The organism is Arthrobacter arabinosi, from assembly GCF_054511115.1.
In genome coordinates this window covers 271,941-288,481 of the sequence record NZ_JBTNDF010000003.1, presented here as the reverse complement: position 1 = coordinate 288,481, position 16,541 = coordinate 271,941, and the positions used below count along the sequence as shown (strand labels likewise).

Annotated in this window: 18 protein-coding genes and 1 pseudogene; 9 read left to right on the top strand and 10 right to left on the bottom strand. The window is 71.8% G+C overall.

Features of this window, described 5'->3' with window-relative positions; all coding sequences use genetic code 11:
* Positions 1–19 precede the first annotated feature (19 nt).
* The 4 genes and pseudogenes from ACX80P_RS09300 to ACX80P_RS09285 form a co-directional block, all read right to left on the bottom strand.
* A complete protein-coding gene (locus ACX80P_RS09300; RefSeq protein WP_459277791.1) occupies positions 20–982 on the bottom strand; it encodes a polysaccharide deacetylase family protein in 963 nt (320 codons plus the stop codon).
* Between the two features lie 135 nt (positions 983–1,117).
* Positions 1,118–1,426, bottom strand: a complete 309-nt coding sequence (locus tag ACX80P_RS09295; protein WP_459277790.1) for a hypothetical protein — start codon at positions 1,424–1,426, stop codon at positions 1,118–1,120.
* 100 nt (positions 1,427–1,526) lie between these two features.
* Positions 1,527–1,652, bottom strand: a pseudogene (locus ACX80P_RS09290) (carbohydrate ABC transporter permease); the annotation flags it as partial.
* A 152-nt stretch (positions 1,653–1,804) separates the two neighbouring features.
* Entirely contained in the window at positions 1,805–2,308 is a 504-nt protein-coding gene (locus tag ACX80P_RS09285) for a GNAT family N-acetyltransferase (RefSeq protein WP_459278190.1), read from the bottom strand.
* A 102-nt stretch (positions 2,309–2,410) separates the two neighbouring features.
* Here ACX80P_RS09285 and ACX80P_RS09280 point away from each other — a divergent pair, with 102 nt between their 5' ends.
* Genes ACX80P_RS09280 through ACX80P_RS09255 form a run of 6 tightly spaced genes read left to right on the top strand, consistent with a single transcriptional unit; the run spans position 2,411 to position 5,994 of the window.
* Positions 2,411–2,818, top strand: a complete 408-nt coding sequence (locus ACX80P_RS09280) for a DUF1801 domain-containing protein (protein WP_459277789.1) — start codon at positions 2,411–2,413, stop codon at positions 2,816–2,818.
* A complete protein-coding gene (locus ACX80P_RS09275) occupies positions 2,815–3,561 on the top strand; it encodes a dienelactone hydrolase family protein (RefSeq protein ID WP_459277788.1) in 747 nt (248 codons plus the stop codon). Before ACX80P_RS09280 ends, ACX80P_RS09275 begins: the two co-directional genes overlap by 4 nt.
* Positions 3,554–4,027, top strand: a complete 474-nt coding sequence (locus ACX80P_RS09270) for a CrcB family protein (protein ID WP_459277786.1) — start codon at positions 3,554–3,556, stop codon at positions 4,025–4,027. Before ACX80P_RS09275 ends, ACX80P_RS09270 begins: the two co-directional genes overlap by 8 nt.
* On the top strand, positions 4,024–4,404 hold the full coding sequence (crcB, locus tag ACX80P_RS09265; protein WP_459277785.1) for a fluoride efflux transporter CrcB: 381 nt from the start codon (positions 4,024–4,026) through the stop codon (positions 4,402–4,404). The genes ACX80P_RS09270 and crcB overlap by 4 nt, the downstream gene beginning before the upstream one ends.
* Before the next feature lie 9 nt (positions 4,405–4,413).
* On the top strand, positions 4,414–4,758 hold the full coding sequence (locus ACX80P_RS09260) for a VOC family protein (protein WP_459277784.1): 345 nt from the start codon (positions 4,414–4,416) through the stop codon (positions 4,756–4,758).
* Positions 4,759–4,767: 9 nt separating this feature from the next.
* The gene (locus ACX80P_RS09255) at positions 4,768–5,994 is read left to right on the top strand and encodes an MFS transporter (RefSeq protein ID WP_459277783.1); all 1,227 of its coding nucleotides are present in this window, start codon (positions 4,768–4,770) and stop codon (positions 5,992–5,994) included.
* A 141-nt stretch (positions 5,995–6,135) separates the two neighbouring features.
* On the opposite strand, the gene ACX80P_RS09250 is transcribed toward ACX80P_RS09255, so the two are convergent.
* The 3 genes from ACX80P_RS09250 to ACX80P_RS09240 all read right to left on the bottom strand — a co-directional run bounded on the left by ACX80P_RS09250 (position 6,136) and on the right by ACX80P_RS09240 (position 8,918).
* Positions 6,136–6,729, bottom strand: coding sequence for a hypothetical protein (locus ACX80P_RS09250; protein WP_459277782.1), 594 nt, complete (start codon positions 6,727–6,729; stop codon positions 6,136–6,138).
* A 9-nt stretch (positions 6,730–6,738) separates the two neighbouring features.
* A complete protein-coding gene (locus ACX80P_RS09245) occupies positions 6,739–7,887 on the bottom strand; it encodes a zinc-dependent alcohol dehydrogenase (protein WP_459277781.1) in 1,149 nt (382 codons plus the stop codon).
* A gap of 116 nt (positions 7,888–8,003) precedes the next feature.
* The gene (locus ACX80P_RS09240) at positions 8,004–8,918 is read right to left on the bottom strand and encodes a phosphatase PAP2 family protein (protein WP_459277780.1); all 915 of its coding nucleotides are present in this window, start codon (positions 8,916–8,918) and stop codon (positions 8,004–8,006) included.
* Between the two features lie 82 nt (positions 8,919–9,000).
* Between ACX80P_RS09240 and ACX80P_RS09235 the strand changes: the two genes are divergently transcribed.
* From ACX80P_RS09235 to menD, 3 genes are all read left to right on the top strand, one after another.
* On the top strand, positions 9,001–10,032 hold the full coding sequence (locus tag ACX80P_RS09235) for an o-succinylbenzoate synthase (protein ID WP_459277778.1): 1,032 nt from the start codon (positions 9,001–9,003) through the stop codon (positions 10,030–10,032).
* A gap of 112 nt (positions 10,033–10,144) precedes the next feature.
* Positions 10,145–12,205 (top strand): PhoX family protein, encoded by a 2,061-nt coding sequence (locus tag ACX80P_RS09230; RefSeq protein ID WP_459277777.1) that lies wholly within the window; start codon positions 10,145–10,147, stop codon positions 12,203–12,205.
* A 91-nt stretch (positions 12,206–12,296) separates the two neighbouring features.
* Entirely contained in the window at positions 12,297–14,030 is a 1,734-nt protein-coding gene (gene menD, locus ACX80P_RS09225) for a 2-succinyl-5-enolpyruvyl-6-hydroxy-3-cyclohexene-1-carboxylic-acid synthase (protein ID WP_459277776.1), read from the top strand.
* Here the strand turns inward: menD and ACX80P_RS09220 are convergent.
* The 3 genes from ACX80P_RS09220 to ACX80P_RS09210 all read right to left on the bottom strand — a co-directional run bounded on the left by ACX80P_RS09220 (position 14,027) and on the right by ACX80P_RS09210 (position 16,458).
* Positions 14,027–14,794, bottom strand: coding sequence for an amino acid ABC transporter ATP-binding protein (locus tag ACX80P_RS09220; protein WP_459277775.1), 768 nt, complete (start codon positions 14,792–14,794; stop codon positions 14,027–14,029). The two genes, menD and ACX80P_RS09220, sit on opposite strands and share 4 nt — an antisense overlap.
* A 5-nt stretch (positions 14,795–14,799) precedes the next feature.
* Positions 14,800–15,585: an amino acid ABC transporter permease gene (locus tag ACX80P_RS09215; RefSeq protein ID WP_459277774.1), complete on the bottom strand. Its 786-nt coding sequence runs from the start codon at positions 15,583–15,585 to the stop codon at positions 14,800–14,802.
* An 84-nt stretch (positions 15,586–15,669) separates the two neighbouring features.
* Positions 15,670–16,458: a transporter substrate-binding domain-containing protein gene (locus tag ACX80P_RS09210; RefSeq protein WP_459277772.1), complete on the bottom strand. Its 789-nt coding sequence runs from the start codon at positions 16,456–16,458 to the stop codon at positions 15,670–15,672.
* Positions 16,459–16,541: the final 83 nt, after the last annotated feature.

Below are 16,541 nucleotides of genomic sequence, written 5' to 3'. Positions count from 1 at the left end.
TGCGGCGCGGCAGGAGGCCTCAGCCCCCGAGCTGGTCGAGGGTGACGAAGCCGTAGCCGGCCTGGCTGATCCCGTCGATGACCTGGGCCAGGGCGTCGGCGTCGAGGGTGCTGCCGTCGTCGGGGTTGGACCCGATGTGCATGAGCACGATCTCGCCGGGCTGGAGTCCGTCGAGCACCCGGTCCGTCACCGTCTGCGTACTGATGCCCCCGCTGGTGCCCTTCCAGCCCAGCGTGTCCACGGTCCACCGGACGGCCACGTAGCCGAGGTCGTTCACCGCGGTGATGGTCCGCGCATCCCGTTCGCCGAAGGGGAAGCGGAAGAACGGGCGGGGATCGCCGCCGGCTGCCAGGATGGTCTGCTCGGCCGCGAGGACCTCGTCGGCGATGAGCTGATCCGAGAGACCCGTGAAGCCGGGGTGCGTCATGGAATGGTTCGCGACGCGATGGCCGGCGGCAATGATCCGGGCCACGCCGCCGGGATTCGAGGCTGCCCAGTCCCCGGTCAGGAAGAAGGTGCCGGGAACACCCTCGGCGGACAGCGTCGACAGGATCTTCGGAAGTCCCGCGGAATCGGCACCGGCATCGAAGGTCAGCACCACCACGTTTCCTGCGCCGGGAACGACCGAGAGGTCCTGGCCGCGGAGGGATGGCGGGAACGGCGCGGAGGGCGGCGGGGTCGTGGGCGCCGGTACTGGCACGGGCCCCGGTTCCGGTGCGGGTTCCGGTACGGGCTCCGGCTCGGGTGCCGGGGGCACGACGACCGGCGGTGGGACGGGTTCAGGAGACGGGGTGGGAGGTGGTGTCGCCGTCGGGGACGCCGGAACAGTTCCGGGCGAGGACTCCGTAGGGGCGGCCGACGGCGGTGGACCGCCTGCGGGGTTCGCGATCACCACGGCGACCACCACGGTCGCCAGAAGGATGAGCATGAGCAGGACGGCGCCCCAGCGCCCCCGGCCGGTCCGCGCTGGTGTCTGCGTCATGGTTCCTCCCCCGGACGGCGTCACGGGGCGGCGGCCCCGCATCCGGGTCTCCCGCCGTGGGCGCCCGTGTCAGGTCATGGTCGGCCGTGGCGGAGTGGAGGGGCAGAGGCTTTGGTCCCCGGGTAGGTGGCGCCGTCAGGGTCGGTGCTGCCGCGGCCCCGCCGCATCGAGGACCCTCGCCGCCAGGTCGCGCGCCTCCTGCAGGCGCTCCGGCGGGCAGGTGTCGACCGGGGGCATGGTGAACCGTGCCGGGTCGGCGGTGCCGGGGTCCTTCGCAGCCCGCCGGACGCCGTCGGCTCCTCCGGGTCGGAAGCACAGACGGGCGAGGAAGAGCGCGCTCGGAATGATCACGAGGAGGGGGTAGTCGCGCCAGCCCGCGGTGAGCGCGAGGATCCCGAGGGAGATGCCGAGGGTAGCGAGGGGAAGGAACAGCCTGGTGGTCATCACACGTCCGTCGTCGTTGACTGGTGGTGTGGCACCGATGGTACCCCGGGCCGGCGCACCGAACCAGGGGGAGCGTCGCCCGCCCGGGCGTCCTGTACTCCTATTCCTTCACGGCGCCGGCCGACGTATTCAGGATCCTCTTCTGGAAGACGAAGAACACGACGGCCACCGGGACGGTCATCAGGGCCGCCGCCGCGAGCTTCAGCGGGTACTGCGTGCAGCGCGAAGACCAGACCCCGCCCGCGGAACGGGATACGCGCCAGGGCGTACCCGGCGTCGTGCCGTCCGCAGGCCTGGGCCGCCGCCTCCGCCGTGCCGATCGCACAGGCACTCGGCGGGCTCTGACACCAGGGTCGGGGTCTCCGGGGCCGCCGGCGATCAGTGCAGGATGCGCTGGTACAGCAGATGGTCCTGCCAGGTCCCGGCGATGCGGAGATACGACGGCGCCGTCCCGATGAGCGTGAACCCGGCCCGGTGCAGGACCGCCGTCGATGCCGTGTTCCGCGGCAGCACGGACGCCTGGACCCGGTGCAGTCCCAGCTCGTCCCGGGCGTGCTGCAGCGCCGCGCGCAGGGCCGCCGAGCCGACGCCTCGACCCTGCAGGCGCCCGTCCACCCAGTAGCCCACATGGGCGCTGAGGAACGGCCCGTGCACGATGCCTGACAGCGTCATGGTGCCGACGATCCGCTCCTCCGCCTCCAGGACCCACGGCACGTCGGTGCCGGCCGCCGCGCCCCCGAGCCGCCGCGCGATCTGCTCCGCCTGGCCCGACTCGGTGAAGAACGACTCCTCCCGCAGTGGCTCCCACGGCGCGAGGTGCCCCCGGTTGTCGCTGTACGCCCGGGCGAGGGCGGGCGCGTCGGCCGCGGCCAACAGACGCATGGTCGTGCCGGATGGCAGGGTAGGGAGGAGCACCCGGCAACTGTAGCCCGGAGGATCCCGGCCGCTCTTCCGCACCGTCCTCCCTCCTGCCAGACTGTGCCCATGGCAGGAGCCCCCGATCCGCGCATCGACGACTACATCGCCGCGCTGCCCGCATGGCAGCAGGACATCTGCCGCACCGTCCGCCGCGTGGTGCACGAGGCCGACCCCGAGGTCGAGGAGACGATCAAGCGCACCCGCCAGCCCTACTTCGTGCTCCACGGCAACGTGTGCGCGCTGCTCGCCACCCGGGACCACGTCAACGTCTTCCTCTACGACGGCGGACTGGCCCCCGATCCCCACGGGATCATCACGGGCGGCCACGGCAACTCGACCGGACGCACGATCGCCGTCTACGAGGATCGTCCGGTGGACCAGGACGCGCTCCGGGAGATCTTCCGCGCCGTCATCGCCGACAACCGTGCCGGCGGTTGGCGCACCATCGCGAAGCGTGCCAACCTAGGCGGGTGAGTTCCCGCCAGGACATCCCGACCGCCACCGGTCCCCTCTCCGCCTACGTCGCACGGCCCGAGGGACCGGTACGTGGCGGGCTCGTCCTCCTCCATGAGGTGTGGGGTCTGGTCGCCCACACCCGCGACGTCGCGGACCGCTTCGCGCGCGAGGGCTACGTCGTCGTCGCGCCCGATCTCCTCGCCGACCGGGGCATCACCGAGGAGTCCACCGCCGGACTCGGCGAGGCCCTCTTCGGGCCGGACGAGGCGGCGCGCAACGAGGCCCAGCCGAAGCTCCGGGCGCTCCTCGCGCCCCTGCGGAACCCGGAGGTCGGCGCGCTCACCACCGAGCGGGTCAGGGCCTGCTTCACCTTCCTGCACGACGACGCCGAGGTCAGGGGACGCGTGGGCATCACCGGCTTCTGCTTCGGCGGGACCTACAGCTTCTCGCTCGCCGTCCACGAGCCGCGCCTGCTCGCCTGCGTGCCGTTCTACGGCCATGCCGACGTCCCGGACGAGGAGCTCGCGCGGATCACCGCTCCCATCCTCGCCTTCTACGGGGAGGAGGACGCCGCCCTGATCGCCGGCCTGCCCGCGCTCGAGAAGGCGATGGCCGAGGCGGGCGTCGATTTCACGGCCGTTGCGTACGAGGGGGCCGGCCATGCGTTCTTCAACGACTCCAACCGCTTCGCCTACCGCGCCGAGGCCGCCGAGGACGCCTGGACCCGCACCCTGACCTTCCTCGCACGCCACGTTGCCTGAGCTGCACGGCCCACGCCGACCCCCGCGGGGTGAGGCGCCGCCGCACCTCCGGGCCGGCTACCTCGCACTGGTGTTCGTCGGCGGGATGGGAGGGACCCTCGCGCGGTTCGGACTGTCCGAGGTCCTCCCGACGCCGTCGGGCGTTCCCCTGGGCATCTTCCTCATCAACATCGCGGGGGCTTTCGCCCTCGGCCTGCTCCTCGAGGCCCTGGCCAGGCGGGGTCCCGACATCGGCCGGCGCCGCGCGCTGCGCCTCCTGCTCGGCACCGGCTTCCTCGGTGGATTCACGACCTACAGTGCGCTCGCCGTCGACTCCGCACTCCTCCTGGGCGGGGGCGCGGCCGCGGCGGGCCTCGGCTACCTCGTGGTGTCCGTCCTGATGGGCCTCGGGGCGACGGCGCTCGGCATCGCCGCGGGACGTCTGGTCCGCCGTCGCACGCCGACCCTCGCGGGAGGACGGCGGTGAGCCTCGCCCTGGTCCTCGCGCTCGGCGCGGCCGGCGGGCTGGGTGCCGTGGTGCGCTTCGTGCTCGACGGCGTCATCCGCAGCGTCCTGCGGGGGGTGGTCCCCATCGGCACGATGACCGTCAACATCACCGGCTCGTTCCTGGTCGGTCTCGTCACCGCGCTGGGCGTCGCGGCGGTCCTCCCGTCCGAGTGGGTGCTGATCTGCGGTACGGGCTTCCTCGGCGGCTACACCACCTTCAGCACGGCGAGCAGCGAGACGGTGCGCCTGCTGCAGGCGGACCGCATCGGGGCCGCCGTGCTGTCGGGTGCGGGAACGGCGCTGGCGGCGCTCGCCGCGGCGGCACTGGGGCTGTCCGCGGGGCTGCTGCTCGCCTAGCCTGCAGCGGTGAGTGATCCCACCGGCCCCGTGCCGCCCGTCCGTCAGCTGCGGCTCGTCGTCGAGGCCGAGGACTACGACGCCGCCGTCGTCTTCTACCGCGACGTCCTCGGTCTGCCCGAAGAGGCGGCGTTCGAGGGCGGGGACGGTGCTCTGGTGACGATCCTCGATGCCGGCGGAGACGCCCTGGCGCTCGCTCGACGGCCCGGCGGGGCTCCAGCTGACCCTCTTCGAAGAGCTCGGGCCGATCCGCGGGGACGCCTACCCGACCGACTCCGAGCACGGGACCACCGGCGGCGACACCGGGGAGTAGACCGGCCCTGCCGCCCGCGCAGCCCGAGGTCCCCGGGCTAAGGTCGAAGAGTGCCCGAGGAAACCTTCGACGTCCGTGCGATCGCGGTGGGAGCCTATGGCCCGTCGCTGCTGTACGGGGTGGCCACCGGCGCCATCCTGCCCGTCATCGCGCTCACCGCGCGCGACCTCGGGGCGGACGTTGCGACGGCGGCACTCGTCCTGACGCTCTCGGGCATCGGTTCCCTCGCGGCCAATGTCCCGGCGACGCTGATCGCCACGCGGTTCGGGGAACGCAAGGCCCTCGTGGGCGCTGCGCTGTGGTGTGCGGCGGCGATGTTCCTCGCCCTCGCGGCCCCCACCCTGCCCGTCTTCGCCGTCGCCGTCCTCATGGTGGGCATCGCGGGCGCTGTGTTCGGTCTCGCGCGCCAGAGCTACCTCACCGAGGCCGTACCCCCGCATGTCCGGGCCCGGGCGCTGTCCACGCTCGGCGGCGTGACGCGCATCGGGGTCTTCGCGGGGCCCTTCGCGGCAGCCCTCGCCATGAGCGCGCTCGGGCTCGACGGCGCCTACTGGGTGGGCGGAGTCGCAAGCCTCGCCGCCGCCGCCCTCAGCTGGCGCGTGCCCGACCTCGAGGCGCCGCATCGGCGGGCGACGACGGCCCCGGGCAGCGCACCGCCGGCATCCTCACCGACCGTGCGCTCCGTGATGCGCAGCCATCGCCGGATCTTCCTCACCGTCGGGATCGGGGTCCTGCTGATCGCCGCGGTGCGGGCCACCCGGCAGGCAGTCCTGCCGCTGTGGGCCGAGGCGATCGGCCTCGATGCGTCGGCCACCGCGCTGATCTACGGGCTGTCGGGCGCCATCGACATGCTGGTCTTCTACCCGTCCGGCAAGGTCATGGACGTCCGCGGGCGCCGGTGGGTCGCGGTCCCGTGCATGCTCGTCATGGGCGTCGCGCTCACGCTCCTGCCCCTCACCGGGGATGCGACGGGACTGCTCCTGGTCGCCCTGCTCATCGGGTTCGGCAACGGCATCGGCTCGGGCATCGTCATGACGCTCGGGGCGGACTTCTCGCCGTCGCCCGGCCGGCCGCAGTTCCTCGGGATCTGGCGCCTGTTCACCGACGTCGGGACCATGGGAGGCCCCGGGCTGCTCGCCCTCGTGACCACCCTGACCACCCTGTCCGCCGGTATCTGGGCGACGGCGGTCCTCGGCTTCCTCGGGGCCGGTGTCCTCTGGTACTGGATCCCGCGGGCTGCCCCTGGGTCGGCCGAACCGGTCCGTGCCCTGGGCTGACGCACGGGCCACGCCGCGTCGGCCGGTCCCGTTCCTGGGCGCCGGTCGGTTCTGCCCAGTGCACAGGGGCGTGGAGTGGGCATCCCCGGACATGCCCACCGAGGGAAGCCGTCGACCGGGCACGTCGTGTGATCCCGGGCGTCAGTCCCGGGCCCTGCGGGCGATCGCCCGCGCCGCGAGCGCCGCTCCCGCCGTCGCAGCCACCCAGGGGCCGGCCACGACGATCGGGTCGATCCACAGATGGTTGACGTCCACGCGCTTCCTGCCGACGCGCGACGCGATCCCGTGCCTCCGTCCCTCCGAGAGGATGCCCGTCTCGGTGATCGGATTGTCCGGGCGCAGCGAGGCGAGCGACCGCAGGTGTGCGCCCCAGGCGTCCACGCGGTCGCCGGCCAGGAGGATGAGCCAGTGGGCGGCCCGGCCCTCGCCGTACCGGTAGGCGTAGCGCCGGATGCTGCCGGAGACGCCGTGCAGCGGCGCGCTGGTCCCGAAGACCGGCGTCAGCCGTCCGTGCTCGATCGACCGTTCACGGCCCTCACGGCCCTGCTGCTCCTCCGGGTAGTCCCAGTGGGCACCCGTTGCAGCCGGATCGAAGACCTCGCGCGGATAGGAGGGCCGGTCCTTCGGGTCGAGGTCCGCACCCCAGCCCGCGATCCTCGCCCGGAGCGCCTCGGCGCTCGGGATGTCCCTGGGCTTGTTCGCGATGTAGGGAGTGGGCGGCGTGGGTGAGGACATGATGGTCTCCTAGCTGGGGTCCGCGATGATGAGCGTCTTGATGCAGCCGTCGAGCTTCGCCGAGAACATGTGGTATCCCTCGGCGATGTGCTCCAGGGGGATCCGGTGCGTGACGATGTCGTTGGGTTTGAGGTAGCCGTTCCGGATGTGCTCGAACAGGCGCGGCCACTGCCGCTTCACGGGCGTCTGGTTCATGCGCAGGGTCAGGCCCTTGTTCAGTGCGTCGCCGAACTTCACGGCGCTGAAGATCGGGCCGTAGGCTCCGACCACGGACACCGTACCCCCCTTGCGCACGGAGTCGATGGCCCAGTTCAGGGCCACGGGGGAGCCGCCCTGCAGCTTGAGCTTGGTCCCCGTCACCTGCTGGAGGAAGCTCCCGTCCGCCTCCGCGCCCACCGCGTCGATGACGACGTCGGCGCCGAGGTAGTCGGTGGTCTTCTTCATCTCCATGATGATGTCGTCGTACTCGGCGAAGTTGAAGGTCTCCGCCTGGGCGAAGACGCGTGCCTTCTCCAGCCGGTATTCGAGGTGGTCGATGACGATGACCCTCCCCGCGCCCATGAGCCACGCGGACTTGGCCGCGAACAGCCCGACGGGCCCGGCGCCGAACACCACCACGGTGTCGCCCTCGACGATGTCGCCGAGCTGCGCCCCGAAGTACCCCGTGGCCAGGGCGTCCGTGAGCAGCACCGCGTCCTCGCTGTCCATCCAGTCGGGGATGATGGTGGGCCCGACATCGGCGAAGGGCACGCGCACGAACTCGGCCTGCCCGCCGTCGTACCCGCCCGTGGTGTGCGAGTAGCCGTAGATACCGCCCACCGCCGTGGCGTTCGGGTTGACGTTGTGGCAGTTGGAGAACAGCCCACGGGCACAGAAGTAGCAGGACCCGCAGTAGACGTTGAAGGGCACCATCACGCGGTCGCCCCGCGTGAGGTTCCGCACGGACGGCCCCACCTCCTCGACGACGCCGATGAACTCGTGGCCGAAGGTGTGGCCGATCCGCGTGTCCGGCATGAGGCCGTGGTACAGGTGCAGGTCGGAGCCGCAGATCGCGGCGGTGGTCACCCGGATGATGGCGTCGTTGGGGTGCTGGATCGTCGGCATCGGTTTCTCCTCGACCCGGACCTTGTACGGGCCGCGGTACACCATGGCTTTCATCGATCGTCTCCCTCGTCGCTGGTCCGGCCAGCGTTCCACCAGCCCTGCGGTGGGACAACGGGACCGGGCGCACGGAAAAAGGACGTGCGCGGCGGCAGTGGGGGTGTTAGTGGGTGCTACCGGGCGGTCGGCGGAAGGGACACGCGGGCCTGCGAGGAGAAGAGCCAGCCGGCGGCGGCGGCGAGGGTGAAGCCGACGCCGATGATCCAGGTCAGCCCCCACCAGAAGAACAGCGGGACGTCCGCGGTGCCGGGTTCGGGGGCCGGCCCGAGGGCCAGCACGGAGAGGTAGAGCACCATGGACAGCAGCAGGCCGCCGATCCCCAGCAGCCAGCACGCCGTCAGCCAGGCGCGTGAGGACGCCCAGAACGCGCCGAAGCCGTGCCAGGTGTTCCAGTGGTCGCCGGTCCGCATGATGATGAGCCCGCCGATGAGGGTCCAGGTCCCGACGGCGAGGAGCGCGGCGACGACATCCGCGGGGCGGTGCCAGAGATTGATGAACGTCGCCGCCCCCGCGAGGACGGAGTAGGCCCCACCGGCGGCCGCGGCGAAGGGTCTCCAGCGCGGCGTCACGATGATGAAGACGGCGGCGGCCGCGGAGGCCGCCAACGTCGTATGCCCGGAGGGTAATGAATTGAAGGCCAGTGTCTCCACGCCTCGGTCCGGGCGGTCGAACACGACGTTCTTGAGCAGCTGCGTGCTCAGGTTCGAGGCGAGGATGACGGCGACGGCGGTCGCCGCGGCCGCGATCCGCCGGCGGACCACCGCCACGAACAGGATCGCGGCTGCCGCGACGACCACCGAGACGAGCGGCAGGGTGTCGAGGAACCGCAGGAACGGGAGCTGGGTGTCGGGGGCCGCGACATCGGCCTCCCGCCAGGCGGACTCGTCAGCGAACTGCCCCCGCGTGGTCCGGACGAAGGCCCAGTACGTCCAGCCGAGCGCCGTGGCGCAGAAGACGGCGGCCAGCACGAACAGCAGCGGCGAGCGTGCGGCCCGGGCCCGTCCGGTGGAGGTTCGCTGGGACGTCATCCTCTCCATGGTTCCACACGAACCGCCGCGTTCCCCGCCCCGCGACCTCTGCCGGGTCCCGCCGCTCCCGTAGCCTGAGGGCGTGCACACCTCGGACCCGCCCTTGCCGGACGCCCTTCCGCTGCCGACCCTCGAGGAGGTGGCGGCGGCCGCGCGGGTCGTCTCGGTGCCGATGCGCGTGAAGTTCCGGGGCGTCCTCGTCCGTGAGGCCCTGCTGGTCCGGGGGCCTGCCGGCTGGGGCGAGTTCTGCCCGTTCCTCGAGTACGACGACACCGAATCCGCCGCGTGGCTCGCAGGCGCCATCGAGGCGGCCTGGCACGGCTTCCCCGACCCGGTCCGGTCCGCGATCCCGGTCAACGCAACGGTCCCGGCCGTGGATGCCGCTGACGTCGAGGGGGTGCTGTCCCGCTTCGGCGCCGTGGGCGCCGTCAAGGTGAAGGTGGCCGAGCGGGGGCAGTCGCTCGCGGACGACGTCGCCCGGGTCGCCGAAGTGCGCCGCCTCCTGCCCGACGCCGGCATCAAGGTCGACGCCAACGGCGGCTGGGAGGTGGAGGAGGCACTCCGGGCCCTCGACGCCCTCGGCCGGTTCGGCCTGCAGTACGTGGAGCAGCCGGTGGCGGACATCCCCGGCCTCCGCGCCGTCCGCGTCGAACTGCGCCGCCGCGGGGAGGAGATCCTCGTCGCGGCCGACGAGAGCGTGCGGCGCCAGGACGACCCGCTGCGGGTGGCCCGCGAGGACGCGGCCGATCTCCTCGTCATCAAGGCCCCGCCGCTCGGGGGCGTGCGGCGGGCGTTGGACATCATCGGCCGTGCCGGGCTCCCCGCCGTCGTCAGCTCCGCCCTCGACACGTCCGTGGGCATCCGTGCCGGGGTCGCCCTCGCCGCGGCGCTGCCCGCGCTGCCGTACGCGTGCGGGCTCGCCACGGTCTCGCTCATGGCCGGCGACGTCGCTCGTGAGTCCCTCGTACCCGAGCACGGGTACCTCCCGGTGCGGGACGTCGACGTCGTGGAGGCGCTGCTGGAACGCCATGCGGCAGCCGAGGAGCGGCGGCAGTGGTGGCTGGACCGCCTGGCACGCTGCTACGCGGTGCTGGCCGCGGCGCGGGAGCGCTGACTCCTGTTGTGATCCCGTTCACGCGGGGTTCACCGGTGCGCACTGCGGTTGTTCAGGTGCCCTCGGCAGGGTGGGGAGGAACGCTGTTCATCCTGTCGAGAGGTACCACGCCATGACTGACACCACGCGCCGCCTGCTGCCCATGCTCGGCCACACCAAGGGAAAGCGCAGTGCCGTCACGTGCGCGCTGAAGTGCGACAACGCGTGCTCCGACGCCGTGTGCAACACGTCGGGCAACGACTACTTCCGTGACATCGTCTCGCGCGAGTTCTCCCGCCGCAGCGCCCTCGGTGCCGGGGCCGCCGGGGCGCTGACGCTCCTGGTCGCCTCGCAGACCGGGGCCGGGTCCGCCGTCGCCGCACCCCCGCCCGGCAAGGGCTACCTCAGGAGCAACCTGCCGTTCCAGCCGATCGCGCCCGTCGACGCGAAGGTCGACGCCATGACCGTGCCCCAGGGATACGACTGGAAGCCCGTGGTCCGCTGGGGGGACCCCCTCTTCCGCACCTCGCCCGTGTTCGACCCGAACCACCAGACCGCCGCCGCCCAGGCCCAGCAGTTCGGCTACAACTGCGACTACACGGATGTCCTGGAGATCGAGGGCAGCAAGGGCCGCCGTGCGGTGCTGTTCGCCAACCACGAGTACACGAACGAGACGATCATGGTGCCACCGACCACCCCGGCCGCCGAGGTCCGCGGCATCGGGAAGGCAGCCCACGGGCTGTCCGTCGTCGAGCTCGAGCGCAGGAACAGGAACAAGCCGTGGTCGTACGTGCAGGGTGCGCCCCTCAACCGCCGCTATCTGACCACCACCCCCTACGAGGTGACCGGCCCCGCCGCCGGCTCCGGCCTCCTGACGACGAAGGACGATCCCGCAGGACGCACCATCCTCGGCACCCTCGGCAACTGCGCCGGTGGCACCACCCCGTGGGGCACCATCCTCTCCGGCGAGGAGAACTTCAACGGCTACTTCGTGGCCGCCGGGACGAGCGCCGGTGACCGCCGCTACGGCATCACGAGCAAGCCGACGGCGCGCGGCTGGGAGATCGACGAGCCGCGCTGGGACACCCGCAACGCCGGGTACGAGAACGAGAAGCACCGCTTCGGGTACATCGTGGAGGTCGATCCGTTCGACCCGACCTCCACCCCGAGGAAGCACTCGGCGCTGGGACGCTTCAAGCACGAGGGCGCCAACGTCACCGTCGCTCCCGACGGGCGCGTCGTCGCCTACATGGGCGACGACGAGCGCTTCGACTACCTCTACAAGTTCGTCTCCACGAACACGGTCCAGCAGGGCACCGACCCCGCTGCCCGCAAGGCCAACATGAGTCTGCTGAGCGAGGGATCCTTGTACGTGGCGCGCTTCCAGGGCAACTCGGTGGCCGAGATCGACGGCACCGGGACGCTTCCGTCCGACGGCGCCTTCGACGGCGTGGGCGAGTGGCTCCCGCTGCTCATCGACAACAGGTCCGTGGTGCCGGGCATGACGGCCGCCGAGGTGTGCGTCTTCACCCGCCTCGCGGCGGACAGGATGGGCGCCACGAAGATGGACCGCTGCGAGGACGTCGAGCCCAACCCGGCCACGGGGAAGGTCTACGTCGCCTGCACCAACAACACCAACCGCGCCGTGGGCTCGAACGCCCCCGCCGACGAGGCCAACCCCCGCGCCCAGAACCGCGACGGCCACGTCGTCGAACTGACCGAGGCGGGCGGCAACGCCACGGGCACCCGCTTCACCTGGAACCTGCTCCTCGTCTGCGGCGATCCGGCCCGCAACCAGTCCACCTACTTCGGCGGCTACCCGAAGGACCAGGTCTCGCCGATCTCGTGCCCCGACAACGTCGCATTCGATTCCGAGGGCAACCTGTGGATCTCCACGGACGGCCAGCCGGGCACCGTCGGCTTCAACGACGGCCTGTTCAAGGTGGGGCTGGAGGGCGCCGAGCGCGGCCGGGTGCAGCAGTTCCTCGCCGTCCCGCGCGACGCCGAGACCTGCGGGCCGGTCATCCACGACCAGGACGGCACCGTGTTCGTCGCGGTGCAGCACCCCGGCGAGGACGGCACATGGGCGGCCCAGGTCTCCTACTTCCCGGACTACGTACCCGCGGGCACCGCCCCGCGCCCCGGCCAGGCGGCGATCCCGCGCCCGTCCGTGGTGCAGGTCTTCCGCGCGTAGGCCGGCCTCGCAGGACGCCCACCGGACGACGGCAGGGGTGCCCCCTCCTCCGGGAGGGGGTGCACCCCGGTCGGGGTGGAAGGATGGAACCGTGACCGATGCAGCCCTTCCCCCGCCAGCCCCCCTCGACTCCGCGACCACCGCCGCACGCGCCGTCCGGGCCCTCGTGGCAGGCGGCGTGAGGGACGTCGTCGTCGCCCCCGGCTCGCGCAGCGCGCCCCTCGCCTATGCCCTGTCCGCGGCGGAGGACGCCGGCCACGTCCGGCTGCACGTCCGGATCGACGAGCGGTCCGGCGCCTTCACCGCCCTGGGGCTGGCGCTGGGCGCCCAGCGTCCGGCGGCGATCGTGACGACGTCGGGCACCGCGGTGGGTGAGCTCCTGCCCGCGGTCATGGAGGCGAACCACGCCGCGGTGCCGCTGGTGGTCGTGTCGGCCGATCGGCCCGCGGAACTGCGGGGCACCGGAGCGAACCAGACCACCGTGCAGCCGGGCCTGTTCGGGGTGCACGTGCGGGCGGGCGTGGACCTCGGCGCGGGGGAGGACCCGACGGGCGTGATCGGGGACGCCCTGCGCGCCGCCCTCGGCCACCCCGCGGACGGCGTGCCCCCGCAGCCGGCCGGTCCCGTGCACCTCAACCTGGCCTTCCGTGACCCTCTCGTGCCCGCCGGCGAGGGATCGGACGAGCTCCCCTCAGACATCCGGCCCGCCACCCCATGGAACGCGGTACCGCCGGTGGTTCCGGGGCAGGAGCCGGGCGCGGCGACCCGTGCGGCCGGTCCGGCGCAGCCCGGCGGCAGGACCGTCGTCGTCGCCGGCCATGGGGCGGGGGAGCTCGCCGCGGTGTTCGCCGCGCACCTCGACCTCCCGCTGCTCGCCGAGCCGTCCTCCAACGCGCGGTTCGGCAGCAGCGCCATCGCTCCGTACCGGCTGCTCCTGGAGCACCTCGGCCCCGCGATCACGCGCGTGGTGACGTTCGGGCGCCCCACGCTGTCCCGCCCGGTCACCGCACTGCTGGCCCGGCCCGACGTCGAGCACGCCCTGTACCTGCCGGCACCCGTCGCCTGGTTCGAGGAGGGGCGCCGCCCCGAGCACATCATCGACACCCTGCCCGAGCTGCTCGCGTTCGCCGGGCGCGGCGAGGAGGGCTGGCTGCGGTCGTGGCGGGCGGCGGGGGCGGCGGCGGAGGCGGCGATCCAGTCGCTGCTGGCCGACGAACCGCGTATCACCGGGATGCACGTCGCCGACGCCGCCTGGGAGCACACGGACGGGAACCTGGTGCTCGGCTCCTCCAATCCCATCCGGGACGTGGATCTCGTCGCCGCGACGGGCTGGCATCCGCTCGAGGTCTTCGCCAACCGGGGGCTCGCCGGGATCGACGGCACCATCTCGACGGCCACCGGCGTGGCCCTCGCGGCGGGCATCCCGACGCGCGCGCTCCTGGGGGACCTCACGTTCCTCCACGACGTCGGGGGCCTGCTGCTCGGTACAGGCGAACCGCAGCCGGACCTGCACCTCGTGGTCCTCAACGACGGCGGGGGCGGGATCTTCGGGCTGCTCGAGCACGGGGAGGAGAGCACGACGGCGCGCTACGGGCCCGCCGTCGAGCGGCTGTTCGGGACGCCGCACACCGTGGACATCGCGGCCCTCGCCGCCGCCTACGGGCTGCGCTACGAGCGGGCGACGACGCTGGAGGAGCTGGATACGGCGATGGAGCGGCCCGTCACGGGCCGCTCCATCCTCGAGGTCCGGGCGGAGCGCTCGACGCTCCGGGACCTCCACGCGCGCGTCCGCCGGGCGGTGGCGTCCGCGGCGCGTCCTGCCTAGAGCACCTTCGAGAGGAAGAGCTTCGTCCGCTCGTTCTGCGGGTTCCCGAGGACGTCCTCGGGTTTGCCCTGCTCCACGACCACACCGCCGTCCATGAAGACGACGCGGTCGCCGACCTCGCGGGCGAAGCCCATCTCGTGCGTGACCACCATCATGGTCATGCCCTCCCGGGCCAGCTGCTTCATGACCTCGAGGACGTCGCCCACGAGCTCGGGGTCCAGGGCGCTGGTGGGCTCGTCGAACAGCATCATGTCCGGGTCCATGGACAGGGCGCGGGCGATGGCCACGCGCTGCTGCTGGCCGCCGGAGAGCTGGGCGGGGAAGGCGTCGGCCTTCTCCGCGAGGCCCACCTTGGCGAGATTCCGGTGGGCGACCTCGATCGCCTCGGCCCTGCCGCGCTTCTTGGCACGCTGCTGCGCGAGCGTCAGGTTCTTCAGGACGCTCAGGTGCGGGAAGAGGTTGAACTGCTGGAAGACCATGCCGATGCGCGTACGCACGCCGTCGAGGTCCGTCTCGCTGTCCGTGATGTCGACGCCTTCCACCATCACCGTGCCGCTCGTGGGCTCCTCGAGCCGGTTGACGCAGCGGAGCAGCGTGGACTTGCCGGATCCGGAGGGTCCGATGACGCACACCACCTCGCCGTGGTCCACATGGAAGTCGATGCCCTTGAGCACCTCGTTGCTGCCGAAGTTCTTGCACAGGGCGCGGACCTCGATGGCGGGGGCGCCCGTCGACCGCGCCGCATTCGCTGCTGCGTGAGCCACGGGGATCACCGGCCTCTCTTGTTGTGTCGTTCGAGCTTCGCCACGAGCTGGGTGAGCGGCAGCGTGATGACAAGGTACATCAGGGCGGCCACGACGAGCGGGGTCGCGTTGGCCTGGCTGGTGAGGGCGTCCCGGGCGAAGGTCGTCAGTTCCCGGTCCGCGATGGCCATACCGGCGACGAAGAGCAGGGACGTGTCCTTGATGAGGATCACGAGCTCGTTGGTCAGCGGGGGCGTGATGATCCGGAAGGCCTGCGGGAGGACGACGGTCAGCATGGTCCATACCGAGTTCATGCCGAGGGACCGTGCGGCCTCGACCTGCCCCTTGGGGACGGCCTCGATCCCGGCGCGGATGGTCTCGGCGATGTAGGCGGCGGACACGACGATCAGGCCGATGAGGCCCGCGCCCGCATTGCCTCCCGGAGGACGCCACTCGAACGCGATGGGGACGGCGTAGGCGAACCCGAAGATCACCAGCAGTGCCGGGAGCCCCCGGAACAGTTCGATGTAACCCGTCGCGACCCAGCGGTAGGGGAGCACCGGGGAGAGCTTCATGAGCGCCAGCAGGAGGCCGAGCAGCATGCCGCCGGCGAACGCGATGGCCGTGTAGACGATCGTGTTCCTCGCCGCGATCGTGACGACCTCGGGGAAGGTCGCGGCGGCGACCTCGAGATCGAGGAAGTTCGTCCGGATTCTGCCCCAGTCGGCCGCGAGGATGATGAGCAGGACGACGACGGCGAAGACCGCGTAGAGGACGCCCTGGATGAGGCGTCTGCGTGTTGAACGTTTCACGCGGGGGGATTACCTTCCTTCGGGAGGTGGCACCCGTACGGCGCCGGGGTCCTGGACCGTCGGCGCCGCACGGGTAGGGCTGGTCTACTCCGCGAAGTAGGAGTCGTAGATTTCCTGGTACGTGCCGTTGTCGCGCAGCGTGCTCAGCTGCTCGTTCACGGCGGTCACGAGTTCCTCACTGGCGTCCTTGGCCATGATGAAGCCGTACTGCTCGTCGGTGGGGTACTCCTCGGCGATGGTGAAGGAGCCGTCCTCGGTGTGGCCGATGTTGACCGGGAGATCCTGCAGCAGCGCGTCCACGTTGCCGGCCTGGATGGCCGCGTACATCTCGGCGTCGGACGGGAACTGGACGATCTCGGCCTCGGGTGCGTTCTCCGTGGCGTAGGTCTCGCCGGTGGTGCCCTGCTGCACGCCGACCTTCTTGCCGGCGAGATCGTCGATCGAGGCGATGTCGGAGTCCGCGGGGACCAGGAGCGACTGCAGGGAGTCGTAGTACGGATCGGAGAACGTGAGGTTCGCCTTGCGTTCCTCGGTGATCGTGACGGCGCTGGCGCCGATGTCGCACTGGCCGGCCGCGATCACCGCGCCGCTCTGGAGGCCGTTGAACTCGACGTCCTGGACGGCGAGCTCGAGGTCCATGCCGGAGGCGATCTCCTTCATCAGGTCCATGTCGAAGCCTGTGTACTCGCCGTCCTTCTCGAACTCGAAGGGCGGGTAGGGGATGTCCGAGCAGACGGTCAGCGCGCCGTCGGCGACGAGGCCGAGGCCGCCGGCCTCCTCCGAGGCGGCGTCGTCGGAGCCTCCGCCGCAGGCGCTCAGCGCGAGTGCGCCGGCGGCCATGGCGGCCAGCATTGCGGTCTTCTTGGAAAGCATGGGTACCTCACTTGTGCGGACGGGGTGGAACGGGGACGGTCCTGCTGATTCTAACGACAGCGAGATGTGCATCACAGGCTACA